Raw genomic sequence first — 18,523 nt, 5'->3', positions numbered from 1 at the left:
CCGCAGAGTTTAGCGAACCTGAGTAATCCTTGTAACTTCAGCAGCATTCAGACGGCAGCACCCTCGCCTCTTGCCTGCTCGATCGCTGCCAGATGCGCTTGCAGCGCGACCACGGCCGCGACTTTGTTGGAAATCGTCGGACTGTCGTAAAACCTGGCCAAGGCATCGTGGATGACATTGGCGCTGGCGATGGCATCCGGCGTCTGCATGGGCAGGTGCTGGCCGGCCGGTTCTGTCTCCGTGTACATGTTCGACTCCTGCTTGATGAATTAATGTAGTTGAGCGGAGTCATCGACTTGAGCGCTCAGCCACAGTGTCAAAAATTCACGTATGCAGCATCTTGATTTTTAGCAAATATTTCCTTCATATTCTTCCGAGCAGACGCGAATCCGCCAGGCGCATACAATAGCGGCTTTAAGCCGTCACACTGATATTTACCCCATGTCCGCTCCCGAGATCCGCCCAGGCCAATCGATTGAATTATTAAAGGAATTGCACATCCTGACGCGCGATGGCAAGTTGAACCAGGATAGCCGGCGCAAGCTCAAGCAGGTCTATCACCTCTACCAGTTCATCGAACCGCTGTTGAAGGAAGTCCGCGCCGACCATGCCGATGTCAGCCTGGTCGACCATGGTGCCGGCAAGTCCTATCTCGGCTTCATCCTATACGACCTGTTCTTCAAGGATCAGCTCGACGGCGCGCGCATCTATGGCATCGAAACCCGCCAGGAACTGGTGGAAAGATCGCAAGAGCTGGCGAGCCGCCTGGGCTTTACGGGCATGGAATTCCTCAACCTGTCAGTGGCGGAATCGATCACGACGGACAAGCTGCCACCCACGGTCGATATCGTCACGGCTCTGCATGCCTGCAATACCGCCACGGATGACGCCATCCGCTTCGGCTTGCACAAGAAAGCCAAGTTCATGGTCCTGGTGCCCTGCTGCCAGGCTGAAGTCGCCTCGGTCCTGAATCGCAACAAGGGCAAGTCGCTGGGCCGTACCGCTTTGACTGAAATCTGGCGCCATCCCATCCATACCCGCGAATTCGGCAGCCAGGTCACCAACGTGCTGCGTTGCCTACAGCTGGAGTCGCACGGTTACCAGGTCACCGTGACCGAGCTGGTGGGCTGGGAGCATTCGATGAAGAATGAATTGATCGTCGCCCGCTACCAGAACCTGCCACGCCGCCGTCCGAGTGAACGCCTGCTGCAGGTGCTGGAGAATCTGGGCCTGGAAGAATTGCAGGATCGCTTCTTCACCCCGCACGACGCTGCGCAACCGGCGGCCTGATCTGCTGCACTGCATTTGCGCGGTGCAGCATGCCAAGGCCTGAATCGCCACTCGCTTTTATCCGTTCCGCCATTCTTGAAATTCTTTCGTGACTGCCGTATTTCGGGATAGTCAGCCGCGTCTGGCCAGACTATGATATCGGCCACAGGATGTGCCTGAGACACGCATCCGCAGACGACACGAATACGATAACAAGAAGGAGCACCATGCAAATGGCAGAGCAGGAATTCACGCGCGGCAGCGGCAAACGCATCAAGATCGTCAGCGCGCAGGACGCAGTCAAACTCATCCATTCCGGTAATACCATCGCCACCGGCGGCTTCGTCGGCATCGGCGTGCCGGAAGAACTCCTGATTGCCCTGGAAGAGCTCTACCTGTCGAACCAGGGGGAAGACGGCCAGTCGAGCGGCCCGCGCGATCTCACGCTGGTCTACGCTGCCGGCCAGGGCGACGGCAAGGAAAAAGGCCTGAACCACCTCGGCCACGATGGTCTGCTCAAGCGCGTCATCGGCGGCCATTGGGGCCTGGTGCCGAAGATCCAGCGGCTGGCGATCGACAACAAGATCGAAGCCTACAACCTGCCGCAGGGCGTCATCTCGCATCTCTACCGCGACATCGCCGCCAAGCGCCCCGGCCACCTGACCCGCGTCGGCCTCGGCACCTTCGTCGACCCGCGCAACGGCGGCGGCAAGCTCAACGAAAAAACCCGCGACGATATCGTGCGCCTGCTGCAGATCGACGGCGAAGACAACCTGCTGTACAAGGCTTTCCCGATCGACGTGGCGCTGATCCGCGCCACTTCCGCCGACCCCGACGGCAACCTCACCATGGAACGCGAGGCGCTGACGCTGGAAATGCTGTCGCTGGCGATGGCCGCGCACAATTCCGGCGGCATCGTGATCGCCCAGGTCGAGCGCATCGCCGAACGCGGCACGCTCAACCCGCGCCAAGTCAAGATTCCCGGCATCCTGGTCGACTGCGTGGTGGTGGCCGAGCCGCGCCACCATTGGCAAACCTATGTCGAGCCCTACAATGCCGCCTACAGCGGCGAGCTGCGCGTGCCGTCCAACACGTTGAAGGCAATGCCGCTCTCCGAGCGCAAGATCATCGCCCGCCGCGCCGCGCTCGAACTGGCCGCCAACAGCGTGGTGAACCTCGGCATCGGCATGCCCGAGGGCGTGGCGTCCATCGCGCATGAAGAGCGCGTGATCGACCTGCTGACCCTGACCACCGAGCCCGGCGTCATCGGCGGCATTCCCGCCTCCGGCCTGAACTTCGGCGCCGGCGTCAACACCCAGGCCATCGTCGACCAGCCTTATCAGTTCGACTTCTATGATGGCGGAGGCCTCGACATCGCGTTCCTTGGCCTCGCCGAAACCGATGCCGACGGTAGCGTCAATGTCAGCAAGTTCGGCACCCGCCTTGCCGGCGCCGGCGGCTTCATCAACATCAGCCAGAATGCCAAGAAGGTCGTCTTCCTCGGCACCTTCAGCGCCGGCAAGCCAAGCGTCCATGTCCGCAACGGCCAGCTCATCATCGAAAACGACAACGGCCCCTGCAAGTTCGTGCAATCGGTCGAACACATGACCTTCAGCGGCAAGCTGGCCCGCAAACTGGGCAAGCATGTGCTGTACATCACCGAGCGCTGCGTATTTGAACTGACCGCGCACGGCCTGGAACTGGTCGAAATCGCGCCCGGCCTCGACCTGCAGCGCGACATTCTCGATCACATGGCGTTCAAGCCGAGCGTCTCGCGTAACTTGCGCACCATGGACAAGCGCATCTTCCAGTCCGATACCATGGGACTGCGCGACATCATGCTCGAAGTGCCGCTGGAGAAGCGTCTTCGCTACGACCGCCAGCGCAAGACACTGTTCATCAACTTCGAGGGCTACAACGTGCGCAACCTCGACGACGTCGAACAGATCCGCTGGCATGTCGAGCACGTACTGCGCGACACGCACTACAAGGTTGAAGCGGTGGTCAACTACGATAACTTCTCGATCGACCTGGAAGCAGTGGATGCCTATGCCGACATGGTGAAACACCTCACCGACCGGCATTATTCAGGGGTAACGCGTTATTCGACCAGCAGCTTCCTGCGCGCCAAACTGGGAGCCGATATCGCCCATCGCGACGTGCCGCCGCATATTCACGAAAAAGCGGGGGCTACAACGGCGGCCGTCCAGGAAGAAGCCGACAAGCAGCAGGCGCCCGCCGCATAAAAATAGGCACTTAGGCAACAAAAGTCAGGTCAATTTGGTGTTGCGGCCGGGAAAAATGCGATAATTCCCGCCGCAGACTTCCTGCAAATCCAAGGAAATACGCCGATGCCGCTCGCCGATCTGACCTGCCTTGTCGTGGAAGACAACGAGTTCCAGCGCCGCTGGCTGGTTGCCATGCTTTCCAATCTGGGCGCGAACAGGATCGTTGAAGCTGACGACGGCTTGGCTGGCCTGGCGATTCTCCAGGACCCGCAGGCGGCGATCGATATCTGCTTCATCGACCTGAACATGCCGGGCATGGATGGCATGGAATTGATCCGCCACATGGCCCGCAGCGCCAACCCGGTCTCGATCGTGCTGTCGAGCGCGCTCGACCCGTCGCTGGTGTTTTCGGTGGAATCGATGTCCCAGGCTTATGGCGTCAACCTGCTCGGCACCATCACCAAGCCTGCCACGCCGGAAGAACTGACCGCGATTATCAACCGCTACACGCCCAGGGATGCGGGCCGAACGATCGCGTCGCAGGTAGCGAAAACAGTCACGCTCGAAGAAATCCTGCAGGGCTTGCAGGAAGACCAGTTCACCCCCTATTTCCAGCCCAAGGTCGAACTCGCCACCGGCAAGGTCAAGGGCGTGGAAGCCTTCGCCCGCTGGGAGCATCCCGAGCACGGCATCATCGCGGCTGACGCCTTCATCCCTGTCCTGGAAGCCGGCGGCAAGATGGACCAGATCAGCTGGAACATGATCCGCAAGTCGGCCGCCACCTGCCGCATGCTTCACGACGCGGGACATCCCGTTCCCATCTCCATCAATCTGGCATCGCAGCCGCTAAGTGAACTCGAATTTGCCGATCATTTTGCGGCCTGCATGGCTGCGCATGGCATTGAGCCCAGCTTCATCACCATCGAGATCACCGAGTCGGCATCCCGCACGGAGACACCGGTATTCCTGGAAAACCTTGCGAGGCTGCGCATGAAGGGTTTCATGCTGGCCGTGGACGATTACGGCACCGGCGACGCCAGCATGCAGGAACAGTTGCGCATCCCCTTCTCGGAACTGAAAATCGATCGCTCTTTCGTTGTCGGCGCTTCGCATAATGAAGCGCTCGGCCTTGCGCTTGCCTCCTGCCTGGAACTGGCGCAGAAACTCAAGCGCGAATCGACTGCTGTCGGCGTCGAAACGCGCCAGGACTGGGATTTTCTCCAAAAGCTGGGATGCACCAATGCCCAGGGCTACTTCATCGCCAAACCCATGGATGCGAAAGCCCTTCCGGGATGGATCGAGGAGTGGTCTCAGTTCTTCTGAAGACGCCGGCAAGACCTGTAGCATCAGTCAAGAAAACTTTTCTCAAGCAACGCGCGCACTGCTCTGCTGTGCGGCAAGTTCGTTGCGCTGACTTCTCTATATCAAAATCTCTCCGTGGCTACGGAACGCTGCTCATTCGCTTTCATCTCAATGAAAAGTGATTCCTGCTCTCCAGCAGTAAGAACGTAATGGCGCCTTGCGCCCTGGCTGCACGAACACGACGACACCCGCTTTTTGACTATCTAGCTCAAGCTTCCATGACAAATGACGATCGCATGCTGGATTGCCTGATTATCGGCGGCGGCCCCGCCGGCTTGACCGCCGCCATTTACCTGTCGCGGTTTCGCCGCAAGGTTAAGCTTATCGATGCCGGCACCAGTCGGGCGTCGCTGATCCCGCGTTCGCACAACTATCCCGGTTTTCCGGACGGGATTACCGGCAACGAGCTACTGGCGCGCCTGCGCGAACAGGCATCCCGCTATGGCGCCGAAGTCCATTTGGGAAGAGTCGAGCGGTTGGCCATCGATTCCGATAAAACCTTCATCGCGCATTGTGGCGACGAAACCTATCGTGCCCGCTCGATCCTGCTGGCTACCGGCGTGATCGATGTCGAGCCTGATTTACCCAACTGCAAAGATGCGATCAAACAGGGATTTTTGCGTCATTGTCCGATTTGCGATGGCTACGAGGTGATCGATCAAAAAGTTGCGATCCTTGGTCAGGGAGAGCCTGGCATCAAGGAAGCGCTGTTCATTCGGACTTACACCAATGACCTTACCCTGATCAACCTTGGGGCTGAAAACAAATTAAGTGAAGAAGGTCGCAAACTTCTCCATGAAGCAAACATCAAACTCATTGAAGAACCGATTACTGAGGTGCAAGTCACCGGTAAACAAATCGCTGGATTCAAATTGGCAAGTGGAAGCGTGCTGACTTTCGATACCGTGTATTCCGCGCTCGGTGGCCTGGTGGTTTCCGGTTTGGCAGTGCAGCTTGGCGCCACATGTGACGACAGCGGCAATCTCGTCGTCAATGGCGCCATGCAGACTTCCATACCCGGCTTGTATGCCGCGGGAGACGTGGTGCATGGCTTAAACCAGATCTGTGTCGGCGCCGGACAGGCCGCGATTGCGGCGACGGCAATCCATCATTATCTATAGCTTGATGCAGCGGAGGACTTATGAGTGAATCCAAAAAAATGGAACAGAAGCCGTCATCCGGGAAAGAAGAAATGAATTCTTCCAACCTGCCGTCGTCTCAGGGCGACTCTCCGAAAGAAATGATTCCCAAGGATATTTCTCCCACAGATGCGGCATGGGCAGATCGGTCCGAAAGAAAAATCACCTCACGCAATCAAGAAGAACATACCGAGGCTTTGCTCGATGAAGCGGTGGAAGATACTTTTCCTGCAAGCGATCCTGTCGCCGAAATCTCGCAAACTCATGCATCCGAACAGCATAGCGCTTCACCGATAGATGAAGAAGAGGAATTGCTGGATGACGCTATCGAAATGACTTTTCCCGCAAGCGATCCGATCGCGGTCCCCAGCGATGAAGAGATAGTCTATGAGCGCAAGCTGCGCCAGGAGCAGTCAAGACGAGCGGGTTCACCGGGACGCTGATCCTGTCAGCACTACTACAACTTAACCATACCGAAATTAAATCTGACCAGCCAAGGCAAAGCCTTGGCTTTTTATTTGTCCTATTCCATTTTGAAGACTACGCAGGCTCCTCGCTCAGTTGGCGCGAATCGGTTCCGATTACCTGCATCTATATGCCTTCATCTATCCATTCATCAATTGGACTAATCAAATTGCGCCATAACGCACCGCGCTCAATTTGCCTGATGCCGCCACATTGATACAGCCTTAACGCAATTTCTTTTTTTTCCGCTTGGGCGGTGCCAGCGCACCACTCCAGAGATCGATCATTTGCTTGGTTCCCTCATTCATCATATTTGTTGCCTGGCGGCGGGTCTCCGCAATTGCGCGGCCGCGTGCCGTTCCGGTGATTGCATTAGCGCCACTTAACCACATGCTCAAATAAGGGTTCTTTTTCAGCCACGGATTTTTCATGCCGGTCCATTTCCATTCCAAAGTTGCAAAATGTCAGCCAATTTCTGTTTTTTGACTGTGTAGCCGGATTAGACCAACCGGTTTCAAAACATTTCAGCTTTTGAGAAGCCGCAATATCGAGGCGAATTTGTTTTAGCCCATAGCCCCCATGCAATTCTTTTGCTAGCCTTGCCTCCGATCAAATAGAATTACCCATAATTAAGCTCGACATGCAGGACTTGTTGACATCGCCCATGTACACCCACTTTTTTCAGCTCAAGCAGGCACCGTTCTCGATTGCTCCTGATCCACGCTACCTGTTCATGAGTGAACGGCATCGTGAAGCCCTCGCGCACCTGCTTTATGGGGTGGATGGCGGCGGCGGCTTCGTATTGCTGACAGGAGAAATCGGCGCGGGAAAAACGACAATCTGCCGGTGCTTTCTGGAACAGATCCCGGCTCACTGCCAGGTTGCTTACATCTTCAATCCGAAACTGTCGGTCGACGAGCTGCTGCAAACGATATGCGACGAATTCCATATCGATGTGCAACCAGCCCGCGTGACCGAAGCATCGGTAAAACAATACGTCGATGCGCTGAATGCCTATCTGTTGCAAAGTCATGCAGAAGGCAAGAATAACGTCCTCATCATCGATGAAGCACAGAACCTGACGCCGGAGGTGCTTGAGCAACTTCGTCTGCTGACCAATCTTGAAACCAGCGAACGCAAGCTGCTGCAAGTCATCCTGATCGGCCAGCCGGAATTGCGCAGCATATTGGCGCGTCCCGAACTGGAGCAGTTAGCCCAGCGCATCATCGCGCGCTACCATCTCGATGCACTCTCGCCTCACGAAACCGCCGCCTACATCCAGTACCGGCTGTCGATTGCCGGCGCCGTGGCGCTGCAGCCCTTTCCTCCGTCGCTAACGGCGAAAATCCACCGCATTTCGCGTGGCGTGCCGCGGCGGATCAATCTGTTGTGCGACCGTGCCTTGCTGGGAGCATATGCCGCCAACAGCCCGGTGGTTACCCCGCCGATCCTCAACCAGGCGGCCCGCGAAGTGTTTGGCACTGTCGGAGAAGGAAGCCAGACGGCGTTAACTCGATCAGGCTGGCGCCTGGCCATGGCGGGTGCAGCAGGCATCGTCCTGACCGTTGCGGCGACCTGGGGCTGGCAACAGGCGAATTCCGGCCCCGACCCGGCAGTGCAAGCCGTGCTTGCCTCGCAGGCAGGCAGCTTCAAGCTATCGCACAGCCTGACATTGAATCGTGGCCTGGAGCGGCACCGCTCTGGATCGCGCACAGCGTCATCTGCTGACGATGCCACACCGCTTTTATCGAAAGCCAGCTGGAACGCAGTTTTCAGCGATTCCACCCGCAGCGAAGAGGCAGCATTCCGCCTGCTCGGACAGGAATGGGGCATGGCGATCGCGCATGGCGAACCCTGCACGCTGGTACAAGAACGAAATCTGCGCTGCTATCGTGGCAGCGGCGGATTGGAAGAACTGCGCCGCTTGCATCGCCCGGCGATTCTGAAGCTGACTGACTCGGCGAAGCAAAGCCAGCATGCCTTGCTGGTTGGCTTAAGCGAAAACAGCGCCGAGTTGCGGATGGCAGGACGAGAAAACAATTTGCGAATCAGCCTGGAGGAATTATCCAGACACTTCCAGGGAGAGTTCGTCACCTTCTGGCGCACTCCTCCCGGCTATGCGGGTGAAATCAGCCTCGGCGACAAGGGGGAAGCCGTCGACTGGATCAATGCCCAACTATCCCGCATCAACGGCGGTATCGAATCGATTCAGGGCGAACCCTATGGAGCCGCAATGGTGCGCCAGGTAAAACAGTTTCAGCAGGCGCAAGGCCTGGTGGCAGACGGCATTGCCGGCGCGCGCACGCTCATGCTGCTCAACCGCGCAGCAGGCGTGCCTGAGCCGCGACTGCGGGACAATGCCACGCTGGCCGCCGCCTACCACGGAGAATAAACCGATGTCGCTCATTCTCGATGCCCTGAAAAAAGCCGAAGCGGAACGCCATCTGGGACAGATACCCAGCCTGCATGCGCAGCCGCTCGCCATTCTTTCGCCAGATGGCGCCTCATCCAGCAAAAAGAAAATCTGGCTGGGACTGGCCGCTTTGCTCATTATTGGCGCTATCGGCGTGCTGGCCTGGCCGCGTCCCTGGCATAAACCGGTTCTCGTTGAAGAAGACCGAATTGCGCAGAAGGACTTCACCGGTGCCAGCATCGCCCTCGCCACGCCATCAGCCAGCTTGCCGGCGCATGACGTGCCGGCATCGCCGCCACAGCAAATCATTGCGGCAAAGCCACAGCCAGAGACATCTCCGCCGTCGGCAAAGCCGACAACACCACCGAAAAAGGTAACACCCCTACCTTCTCGCTCGCCTTCGGCAGATTCCGTTGCAAGTCCAGCCGCCGCCAAAAAGACAACACCAGGCCAGCATCGGCATGCCGAGTCTGCCGTCCCGGCAAAAACGGCGCAAGCTGCCGCGACAGCATCCGTGGCCCCAACGGCAGCTGCGGATTCTGCATCTGCGGAAAAGAAATCCATTTCCATGCCGCGGCAAGCTGCGTTGCAAGCACAAGCCGCTACCTCTACAGCAGCCGCGTTAAGGCCGGAAGCGCCTCCGGCACCAGAGATATCGGCATTGTCGCTTCGCGAATTGCCCGAGCAAATCCAGCGGGAATTACCGAATCTGGCTATCGGCGGATATATTTATTCAGACAATCCACGCGAACGCCAATTGCTGGTCAACAGGCGGCTCCTGCATGAAGGGGAAGAGGCTGCGCCAGGCGTGATATTAGAGAAAATGACGCCAAAGGCCGCTGTGTTTAATTACCGAGGTTATCGTTACAGGATGGGTTACTAAGCTGTATGGACAGGGATTCAAAACCAGTCAATTCAAAAAACTCGGTCGAACGTCCAATGCACGCTTTCTGCCGGCATTGGCTTTCTTTGCATTGTCTATTGCATCAATATCATTTTGACAATATCATCGAAGCCTTTGCATTAGAATGAATGCAAGGTTGTACGGACACATAATTCCCCTACCAGTTAAGCACTAGCCTACAATAATAGAAATCAAAATTATTACTGTAATAGTTTGATATTATCGGCAAAGTAATTCTTCGATCATGGTGCCCGACATTTCGAGTATCATTCCACGCAAACTGTAAAGTTTGCAAATTCACGTAAAGCGGTGGGTTTATGTACAAGAAAATCCTGATTCCTACAGACGGCTCAGAAATTTCCAATGCAGCAGCCCGTGCAGGAGTGGAGTTTGCTAAACAATTGGATGCGGAAGTCATCGGCCTGTATGTTGCGCCGGAATATCAGTATCCAGTGTTTATTGAAATTATTCCGCCTAACTTTCCTTCTGAAGACGAATATCTCGCTTCAATGGTTAAAGTTGGCGAACACCATTTGCAAGTGATTGTGGATGCCGCACGCGCTGCCGGCCTTACTGCCTCGGTCAAGACAATCTTTTCTGATGCGACGGCGCGCGAAATTGTTAATACTGCTACAAAAGAGGCTTGCGACCTGATATTCATCGGTTCGCACGGAAGAAGCGGCTGGGGCCAAGCGCTCCTGGGTAGCACAACCGCGAAAGTTTTGTCGAGTTGCCAAATACCGGTTTTAGTGTACCGGATGGGTAAACAGCCAGAACCTACCGGCACTAAGAAATAACATTAGACTATGATCCGCATAGTAATTGCCGACGATCATACGATCATGCGCGAAGGCTTGAAGCGCATTCTGGATGGGGCTGACGATATCGAAGTTGTTGGCGAAGCCGTAGACGGCTTCGAAGCGCTGGCACACGTACGCAAGGGCGGCTTCGACCTGCTCATGCTGGATTTGTCCATGCCAGGACGCAGTGGCGTCGAACTCATCCGCCAAATCAAGGATGAAGCCCCCAAACTGCCGATCCTCATCCTGACCATGCACGAAGAGGATCAGTATGCCATCCGCGCCATCCGTGCCGGTGCACGCGGTTATCTCACTAAGGAAAGCGCCGGCACGCAACTGCTGAGCGCCATCCGCAAAGTTGCCTCCGGCCGCCCTTACATCAGCATCGAGGTTGCCGAACAGTTGGCGATGGATGCCATGCCGTCCAATGAGGACTTCCCCCACAAAAAGCTGTCCGACCGAGAATTTGAAGTATTCAGCCTCCTGGTTGGCGGCAAAACGATCGGTGAAATTGCCGATCTGCTTCACTTGAGCGCCAAGACTGTCAGCACGCATAAAACCCGCATTCTCTACAAAATGGATATGCATTCACTGGCTGAAATGGTGCAATACGCTGTTGAACACCGCTTGCTGACTCCGTTGAAAATTTAACAACATACGCAACGCGACAACATGGCAAGTAGGACAATTCCTACATCTTCCCTCGCATTCCTACTGTCCTATTCAGCGCACGCCGATAGCAAAGATGCAGCACGACCGGCATACTTTCCCTTTGTAATGGCGCGCACGATTCGGTTTTTCCTTGTTATTTGACAGGGATTGGGTCACATCTTTCCCGACAAGCGGATAGCAAGTTTGACCCGCCGCATTGCCAGTATCTCCTGGTGTGCGCTTCATTTACTGTTCAGCTGATCCGCAGGGCCGACACACATCGAAGCCGTGTGCCGCACCGGGATCTGCAAACGGGGGCGCGCCGTATCCAGCGCAAAGAACGCGGTGGCAGATGGTTTTTTCAGACGTATCAGTACATGGATGCCCAGGAAATTCCGCAGCGACTGCCGGATTGGCGGCAGCCTGCTGAAGCTGCCACAGTAAGTGAGCGTATTTTTTCTAACAGGAGATGCCATGTTATCCATGCCCTCATCCGATGCCCGGAGCGAAGCATCGTCTACCGTCTTACCTGCCTCGCCCAATGAAACGGGATGGCAACGCCAGGGAAAACTATGGTCGAACCTGAAGGAGTTATGCGAACTGCTGCGCATCCCTACCACGACCTTGCTGAGCGATGAGGAACTGCTGTTCCAGCACGTGCAATTCAAAACCGGGCAGCGCATCCATACCATCGGCCAGCCGTTCGACACCTTGTACGTGGTGCATTCGGGTTTCCTGAAAACGGTGCTGATCGATGAATTCGGCAATGAACAGGTATTGAGCTTTCCGATGAAGGGTGACCTGTTTGGCGTGGATGGTATCCATACCAAGCGCCATGCATCAGAAGCAGTCGCCTTGTCCAATTGCGACTTGATTTTGCTCCCGTTCAAAAAGCTGACCGCGCTCGGCCGCACCCATGCCGAATTTGAACATGCCATGTATAGCGTGATGAGCCGCGAACTGGTACGCGAGCAAAGCATGGTCAGCATGCTGGGCGCGCTCTCTGCGGAAGCACGCGTTGCCCGTTTCCTGGTCTCACTGTCTGAACGCTACGCGGAAATGGGTTACTCCAGCAAGCTGTTCAATCTGCGCATGACTCGTCACGAAATCGGCAGTTATCTCGGCTTGACTCTGGAAACAGTCAGCCGTACGCTCTCCGCCTTCAATGAGATTGGTTTGATCAGTGTCGACCAGCGTTCGATCGGCATTAAAGATATCGAAGCATTGAAAACCTTGCGCCGCTTGCCTCCATCCAGCTCGCGCGCCAAGCAGTTGGCAGCCAGAAAACAGAAAGCCGCTGCCGCCAATCCCTCGCACATCGCATCGGCTTAATACATGCCGATCCAGGTCGCGCCGATGACGGCGGACCTGGCGACTACTATGGCAGCAGCCTAGCCAGCTTATTTATGATTGCGTTTGCTGCCGTGGTTTCCTTGATTTCCTGATTTCTTCTCACGCCCGGCTGTCATGGCTTCCGCAGTCTCATCGACAGTGTCGACGACCTCCCCGGCATTGTCCTGAACCGTATTCACGACATTCTCGAACGTGGAGCGTGCCACTTCCATGTTTCTGTTGGCGGCACTTGCGGCCTCGCGAAAAGCTGATTGCCATACCGAGAAAATGCCAGTCATTGGGCTATAGATATCCGCTGCAGTAGGCGCATCCCTTTCCGCCTCGGAGGCAAACTCCGAGGCCGCTCCATTGCCAATGCTTCCAATTTGCTCCATGTATGTGCGCATCGAATTGCCCAGTTCGGCCTGCACTTCAGTAAACACCCTGACCAGTTCGCGTTGGTAATTCATCGCACGATCCGGGCGCTGCGAAAAAAACTTTGCCTGGACATCTGCGGCGCCCTGCGGATCACGTACGCTTGCCAGCGATTGGGCAAACCGGAGCTGCTCGATGCATGCTCGATGCGATGCTGCGAGCAATACCTGATCGAGTTTCTCGGCGCTGGAAAACAAGGCATCTGCAAATTGGCGAGAGGCCTCCAACTGCGTCTGGCAAAAAGTCGCCATAGGGCTATAGAGCTTCGGCATATTCATTCCCTGCATGATTTCTCTCCTTGGCAAAGGGATACAGGCGCTTATGCTCCTGAATCAATTGCATTGCGGAAGTTAAAGGCAGGGCAAGCCAGTCTGCTCGCCAGCCGGCCCCACTGGGATCAAATGGAGGCTATCATTCTGGCAGCGAAGTTAAGAGCATTTTTGAGAAGACGCAAAACCTCTCAAATGCTGACATGTTCACCGACTAAAGAATTCAAGTTTCTCCCGCTTCTCACTCCTTCAGTACCAGGCATTACATTGGCTACAGGCGGCCGCTTTATGGCAGCCATATTTTTCAACTATCCATTCTCATATTTCCCTTCCTTTTCTTGCTCCGCAACATACCAATACACATACGAAAGTATGAGCGCTCTATCCCTTTTCTCATCGATGTGTGTGCACGTCCACAAACCGCTTAAATTACTGTAGGAAATTTCTTAACAAGTTGAATATTTCGGAGTAGTATTTTTTTAATAGGCAGAAAGAAGCCGTACCTGCCATGTAAGCTTTGGCGGAGGCATGTCAGAAAAATCTGCCTTTAGCATGGCAAAAAATTCAGCAGTCACTACAAAATAACAATATAAGAGAGAGACTATGCAACTGGACCCTTTTGGCATTGGCAATACCTTCTTCAGGATTCAACAGGCCTGGTTGCAGCATCCGCAGGAACAGCTGGAAGCCCAGCGCGAACTGGCGGCGAGCCTGTGGATGCTGAACCTGAATGCGTTGACCGCCCTGGCTGGAGGCAAAAGCGAGAAGGCGGAAAAAGCTGCACCGGCCGACGAACGTTTTGCGGATCCGGAATGGCAAGCAACGCTTGGTTATTCGCTGATGGTTCAGCATTACCTGGCTTACACCCGCTGGCTCGAACGCATCGTGTACGACACTCCCGGCGTGGAAAGCAAGGACCGCCATGCTGCCGCTTTCTGGACCAGGCAATGGTTCAACGCGCTCGCGCCGAGCAACTTCTTTCTTACCAACCCGGTTGCCCTGCACAAGGCGCTGGAATCGCATGGCGCCAGCCTGATGAAAGGTTTCGAGAACTTCCTCGCAGACCTGAAAGCCGGCGATGTGCAAATGCTGGGCAAGGACACCGGTTTCACGGTCGGGAAAAATCTCGCCAACACACCGGGTTCGGTAGTCTTCCGCAATGAATTGATCGAAGTGATCCAGTATCACCCCGTCGGCAAAAAGGTGCGTGCCATGCCGATCGTGATCACGCCGCCATGGATCAACAAGTTCTATATCATGGACTTGAACGAGAAAAAGAGCATGGTGCGCCACCTGGTCAATGAAGGCTTCACGGTCTTCATGATCAGCTGGAAAAATCCGCGCGCGGACATGGCGGACAACACGTTTGAAAAGTACCTGCTGAAGGGCATCCTGCAAGCCATCGAGGTAGCGCGGGAAATCACCGGCGCGGACAAGGTGCATGCAGTCGGCTACTGCATCGGCGGCACTGCCCTGACGGCGCTGATGGCCTTATTGAACCGCAAATATAAGCCAAGCGACGTGCCGGTGGCGCATTGGACCTTGCTTGCCTCGCTGGCGGACTTTTCGCGTCCAGGCGAAATCGAGGCATTCATCAACGAAAACAGCCTGGCAACGATCGAAGAACTGATGGCCAAGCAAGGCTATCTCGACAAGAACCAGCTGTCTTCCGCGTTCCGCATGCTGAGGCCGAACAGCCTCATCTGGCACTACGTGATCCATAAATACTTGTATGGCGAAACGCCGCCTTCGCTGGACGTGCTGTTCTGGAATACCGACAGCACGCGGCTGCCGCGCGCCATGCATGCCTTCTGCCTGCGCCAGCTCTATGTGGAAAACAATCTGGTGAAAAAGGACGCGCTCGTAATCGGCGGCCAGAAGATCGACCTTGGCCGCATCGCCCAGCCGCTTTACGAAGTCGGCACCACGGAAGACCATATTACGCCCTGGGTAAGCACCTTCAAGACCGCTGCCCTGGTCAAGGGACCGGTGCGTTACGTACTGTCGACATCGGGACATATCCTCGGCATCATCAATCCGCCTAGCCCCACCTCCAAGCGCGAATACTGGGCCGGCGATGCCAGCGGCGCCACCGACAGCACGGTGTGGCTCAGCAGCCAGGCCAAGCAAGCCGGATCCTGGTGGGATGACTGGTGTGCCTGGCTCCATGAGCGCAACGGCGCGATGCAGACGCCGCCGGCTGTGGGATCGGCGAATCATCCCGTATTGTGCGCAGCGCCCGGCGCCTATGTGGCGGAAGACTGAGCCGGCCGCCCTGATGCAAGTTCAGCCCGCACCTTCATCCAAAATGACATAAGATTGGCATTCATTCATCCAGAGCCAGCCCTTTTCATGTCCTTACGCTTAACCATTATCGTTGCCATCGATGCCCAGCGCGGCATCGGCGTGAACAATACCCTGCCCTGGCACCTTCCGGAAGACCTGGCATTCTTCAAGCGAACCACTACAGGGCACCCCATCATCATGGGGCGCAAGACTTTCGATTCGATCGGCAAACCTTTGCCCAACCGGCGCAATATCGTCATCACGCGCAATCCGGCATGGCAGCACGAAGGCGTCGAGGCGGTCGGTTCGCTGGCGGAAGCGGCCAGGCTGGCTGGCGACGGCGAGGCATTCGTGATCGGCGGCGCGCAAATCTTCGCAGACGCGCTTCCCCAGGTGCAGCGCCTGCTGGTCACCGAGATCGACAAAACTTTTGCATGCGACACTTTTCTGCCGCCGATCGATCTTAGCCAATGGCGCGAGACTGCACGGGAAACCCATCATTCCGAGGCCAACGACTGCAATTTCGCCTTTGTGACTTACGAGCGCATTTAATTTCCCCACTGCCGCTCCATATCTGCGACAATCCGTTTTTTTAAAAATTGGCGGGTCCGATTTTTGCTGAAAAATAGTCGACCCGTCTTTTTCACTGCGAGCATGCAGGCAGCTGGAGGCCTCGATGAAATTCCGTTTCCCAATTGTCATCATTGACGAAGATTTCCGCTCTGAAAACACATCCGGCCTCGGCATTCGCGCCCTGGCCAATGCGATGGAACAGGAAGGCATGGAAGTCGTGGGCGTCACCAGCTATGGCGACCTGTCGCAGTTCGCCCAGCAACAGTCGCGCGCCTCGGCCTTCATCCTGTCGATCGACGACGAGGAATTCGGCGGCGGCTCCGACATGGAAGTCGAATCGGCGCTGAAATCGCTGCGCGCCTTTGTCGAAGAAATCCGCCACAAGAACGCCGACATCCCGATCTACCTGTACGGCGAAACCCGCACCTCGCGCCATATCCCCAACGATATCCTGCGCGAATTGCACGGCTTCATCCACATGTTCGAGGACACGCCGGAATTCGTCGCGCGCCATATCATCCGCGAAGCCAAGTCTTATCTCGACAGCCTGCCGCCGCCCTTCTTCCGCGCGCTGGTCCACTATGCTCAGGATGGATCGTATTCGTGGCACTGCCCCGGCCACTCCGGCGGCGTGGCCTTCCTGAAGTCGCCGATCGGCCAGATGTTCCACCAGTTCTTCGGCGAGAACATGCTGCGCGCCGACGTTTGCAATGCTGTTGAAGAACTCGGCCAACTGCTCGACCACACCGGTCCGGTTGCCGCTTCCGAACGCAATGCCGCGCGCATCTTCAATGCCGACCATTGCTATTTCGTCACCAACGGCACCTCGACTTCGAACAAGATGGTGTGGCACTCGACCGTGGCGCCGGGCGACATCGTCGTCGTCGACCGTAACTGCCACAAGTCGATCCTGCACTCGATCATCATGACTGGGGCGATCCCCGTGTTCCTGATGCCGACCCGTAACCACCTCGGCATCATCGGCCCGATCCCGCTGGAAGAATTCACGCCCGAAAGCATCCAGAAAAAGATCGAAGCCAATCCGTTTGCCCGTGAAGCCGCCAACAAGAAGCCGCGCATCCTCACCATCACGCAATCGACTTACGACGGCGTGCTGTACAACGTCGAAACCCTGAAGCAGATGCTGGACGGCCAGATCGACACGCTGCACTTCGACGAAGCGTGGCTGCCGCATGCGACCTTCCATGACTTCTACCGGAACATGCACGCCATCGGCAAGGACCGTCCGCGCGCCAAGGAATCATTGATCTTCTCGACGCAGTCCACCCACAAGCTGCTGGCCGGCTTGTCACAGGCATCGCAAATCCTGGTGCGCGAATCCGAGACCGTCAAGCTCGACCAGGACACCTTCAACGAAGCCTACCTGATGCACACCTCGACTTCGCCGCAGTACGCGATCATCGCCTCGTGCGACGTTGCCGCGGCAATGATGGAGCCGCCGGGAGGCACCGCGCTGGTCGAGGAAAGCATCCAGGAAGCGCTGGAATTCCGCCGCGCGATGAAGAAGGTCGACGAGGAATGGGGCCAGGACTGGTGGTTCAAGGTCTGGGGTCCGGATACCTTTGCCGAGAATGGCATCGGTACGCAGGAAGACTGGATCATCCGCGCCGAGGACAACTGGCATGGCTTCGGCAAGCTGGCGCCGGGCTTCAACATGCTGGATCCGATCAAGGCTACGGTCGTCACTCCCGGCCTGTCGCTGGACGGCTCATTCGGCGACACCGGCATCCCGGCCTCGATCGTCACCAAGTATCTGGCCGAGCATGGCGTTATCGTCGAAAAAGCCGGCTTGTATTCGTTCTTCATCATGTTCACCATCGGCATCACCAAGGGCCGCTGGAACACGCTGGTAACGGCGCTGCAGCAGTTCAAGGACGACTACGACAAGAACCAGCCGATCTGGCGCATCCTGCCCGAATTCGCTGCAGTCAACCCGCGCTACGAGCGCATCGGCTTGCGCGACCTGTGCCACCAGATCCACGACATGTACAAGGCGTATGATGTCGCACGCCTGACCACGGAAATGTACCTGTCGGACATGCAGCCGGCGATGAAGCCGTCGGATGCCTTCGCCAAGATGGCTCACCGCGATATCGAACGCGTGCCTATCGACGAACTGGAAGGTCGGGTCACGGCAATTCTGTTGACGCCTTATCCGCCGGGCATTCCGTTGCTGATCCCGGGCGAGCGCTTCAACAAGACGATCGTCGATTACTTGCGCTTTGCACGTGACTTCAACGAAAAATTTCCCGGGTTTGAAACCGACGTCCATGGCTTGGTCACCCGCGAAGTAAACGGACGCCGCGGCTATTTCGTCGATTGCGTGAAACAGGACTGAGCCCGCCGAGTAGATAAGTAGGCGCCGCCCGCCAGCCA

Annotated in this window: 17 protein-coding genes; 13 read left to right on the top strand and 4 right to left on the bottom strand. The window is 56.5% G+C overall.

Features of this window, described 5'->3' with window-relative positions:
* Positions 1–47: 47 nt before the first annotated feature.
* Positions 48–248: a hypothetical protein gene (locus tag EDC30_RS13825; RefSeq protein ID WP_132259439.1), complete on the bottom strand. Its 201-nt coding sequence runs from the start codon at positions 246–248 to the stop codon at positions 48–50.
* Positions 249–441: 193 nt separating this feature from the next.
* On the opposite strand from EDC30_RS13825, the gene EDC30_RS13820 reads away from it, so the two are divergent.
* The 5 genes from EDC30_RS13820 (at position 442) to EDC30_RS19795 (ending at position 6,441) form a co-directional block, all read left to right on the top strand.
* The gene (locus EDC30_RS13820) at positions 442–1,290 is read left to right on the top strand and encodes a class I SAM-dependent methyltransferase (protein WP_132259438.1); all 849 of its coding nucleotides are present in this window, start codon (positions 442–444) and stop codon (positions 1,288–1,290) included.
* 206 nt (positions 1,291–1,496) lie between these two features.
* On the top strand, positions 1,497–3,515 hold the full coding sequence (locus EDC30_RS13815; protein WP_132259437.1) for an acyl CoA:acetate/3-ketoacid CoA transferase: 2,019 nt from the start codon (positions 1,497–1,499) through the stop codon (positions 3,513–3,515).
* A 105-nt stretch (positions 3,516–3,620) separates the two neighbouring features.
* Positions 3,621–4,820 carry an EAL domain-containing response regulator gene (locus EDC30_RS13810; RefSeq protein ID WP_132259436.1) on the top strand — a complete coding sequence of 400 codons (1,200 nt, stop codon included), beginning with the start codon at positions 3,621–3,623 and terminating at the stop codon, positions 4,818–4,820.
* A gap of 257 nt (positions 4,821–5,077) precedes the next feature.
* Complete coding sequence (locus tag EDC30_RS13805; RefSeq protein WP_132259435.1) at positions 5,078–5,980, top strand: NAD(P)/FAD-dependent oxidoreductase; 903 nt, start codon at positions 5,078–5,080, stop codon at positions 5,978–5,980.
* 20 nt (positions 5,981–6,000) lie between these two features.
* Complete coding sequence (locus tag EDC30_RS19795; RefSeq protein WP_243656790.1) at positions 6,001–6,441, top strand: hypothetical protein; 441 nt, start codon at positions 6,001–6,003, stop codon at positions 6,439–6,441.
* A gap of 246 nt (positions 6,442–6,687) precedes the next feature.
* On the opposite strand, the gene EDC30_RS13795 is transcribed toward EDC30_RS19795, so the two are convergent.
* Positions 6,688–6,894, bottom strand: a complete 207-nt coding sequence (locus EDC30_RS13795; protein ID WP_132259434.1) for a hypothetical protein — start codon at positions 6,892–6,894, stop codon at positions 6,688–6,690.
* A gap of 233 nt (positions 6,895–7,127) precedes the next feature.
* Between EDC30_RS13795 and EDC30_RS13790 the strand changes: the two genes are divergently transcribed.
* The 4 genes from EDC30_RS13790 (at position 7,128) to EDC30_RS13775 (ending at position 11,231) form a co-directional block, all read left to right on the top strand.
* Positions 7,128–8,855, top strand: a complete 1,728-nt coding sequence (locus EDC30_RS13790; protein ID WP_132259542.1) for an ExeA family protein — start codon at positions 7,128–7,130, stop codon at positions 8,853–8,855.
* 4 nt (positions 8,856–8,859) lie between these two features.
* Positions 8,860–9,759: a general secretion pathway protein GspB gene (locus tag EDC30_RS13785; RefSeq protein WP_165973825.1), complete on the top strand. Its 900-nt coding sequence runs from the start codon at positions 8,860–8,862 to the stop codon at positions 9,757–9,759.
* 338 nt (positions 9,760–10,097) lie between these two features.
* The gene (locus EDC30_RS13780; RefSeq protein ID WP_132259432.1) at positions 10,098–10,577 is read left to right on the top strand and encodes a universal stress protein; all 480 of its coding nucleotides are present in this window, start codon (positions 10,098–10,100) and stop codon (positions 10,575–10,577) included.
* Between the two features lie 9 nt (positions 10,578–10,586).
* Entirely contained in the window at positions 10,587–11,231 is a 645-nt protein-coding gene (locus EDC30_RS13775; RefSeq protein WP_132259431.1) for a response regulator, read from the top strand.
* Between the two features lie 242 nt (positions 11,232–11,473).
* Here the strand turns inward: EDC30_RS13775 and EDC30_RS13770 are convergent, their stop codons facing one another.
* Positions 11,474–11,716: a hypothetical protein gene (locus EDC30_RS13770; RefSeq protein ID WP_132259430.1), complete on the bottom strand. Its 243-nt coding sequence runs from the start codon at positions 11,714–11,716 to the stop codon at positions 11,474–11,476.
* On the opposite strand from EDC30_RS13770, the gene EDC30_RS13765 reads away from it, so the two are divergent.
* On the top strand, positions 11,715–12,563 hold the full coding sequence (locus tag EDC30_RS13765) for a Crp/Fnr family transcriptional regulator (protein ID WP_424446921.1): 849 nt from the start codon (positions 11,715–11,717) through the stop codon (positions 12,561–12,563). The two genes, EDC30_RS13770 and EDC30_RS13765, sit on opposite strands and share 2 nt — an antisense overlap.
* A 68-nt stretch (positions 12,564–12,631) precedes the next feature.
* Here the strand turns inward: EDC30_RS13765 and EDC30_RS13760 are convergent, their stop codons facing one another.
* Positions 12,632–13,285 carry a phasin family protein gene (locus tag EDC30_RS13760; protein WP_132259428.1) on the bottom strand — a complete coding sequence of 218 codons (654 nt, stop codon included), beginning with the start codon at positions 13,283–13,285 and terminating at the stop codon, positions 12,632–12,634.
* A gap of 585 nt (positions 13,286–13,870) precedes the next feature.
* On the opposite strand from EDC30_RS13760, the gene EDC30_RS13755 reads away from it, so the two are divergent.
* The 3 genes from EDC30_RS13755 to EDC30_RS13745 all read left to right on the top strand — a co-directional run bounded on the left by EDC30_RS13755 (position 13,871) and on the right by EDC30_RS13745 (position 18,485).
* Positions 13,871–15,532: a PHA/PHB synthase family protein gene (locus EDC30_RS13755; RefSeq protein ID WP_132259427.1), complete on the top strand. Its 1,662-nt coding sequence runs from the start codon at positions 13,871–13,873 to the stop codon at positions 15,530–15,532.
* 87 nt (positions 15,533–15,619) lie between these two features.
* Positions 15,620–16,105 carry a dihydrofolate reductase gene (locus EDC30_RS13750; RefSeq protein ID WP_132259426.1) on the top strand — a complete coding sequence of 162 codons (486 nt, stop codon included), beginning with the start codon at positions 15,620–15,622 and terminating at the stop codon, positions 16,103–16,105.
* Positions 16,106–16,229: 124 nt separating this feature from the next.
* Complete coding sequence (locus EDC30_RS13745) at positions 16,230–18,485, top strand: arginine/lysine/ornithine decarboxylase (protein WP_132259425.1); 2,256 nt, start codon at positions 16,230–16,232, stop codon at positions 18,483–18,485.
* The last annotated feature ends 38 nt before the right edge of the window (positions 18,486–18,523 follow it).

This window comes from Paucimonas lemoignei (genome assembly GCF_004342585.1).
Taxonomy (GTDB): Bacteria; Pseudomonadota; Gammaproteobacteria; order Burkholderiales; family Burkholderiaceae_D; genus Paucimonas; species Paucimonas lemoignei.
Note: the sequence above shows the minus strand (reverse complement) of the source record. Positions and strands in the feature narration are given on the sequence as shown.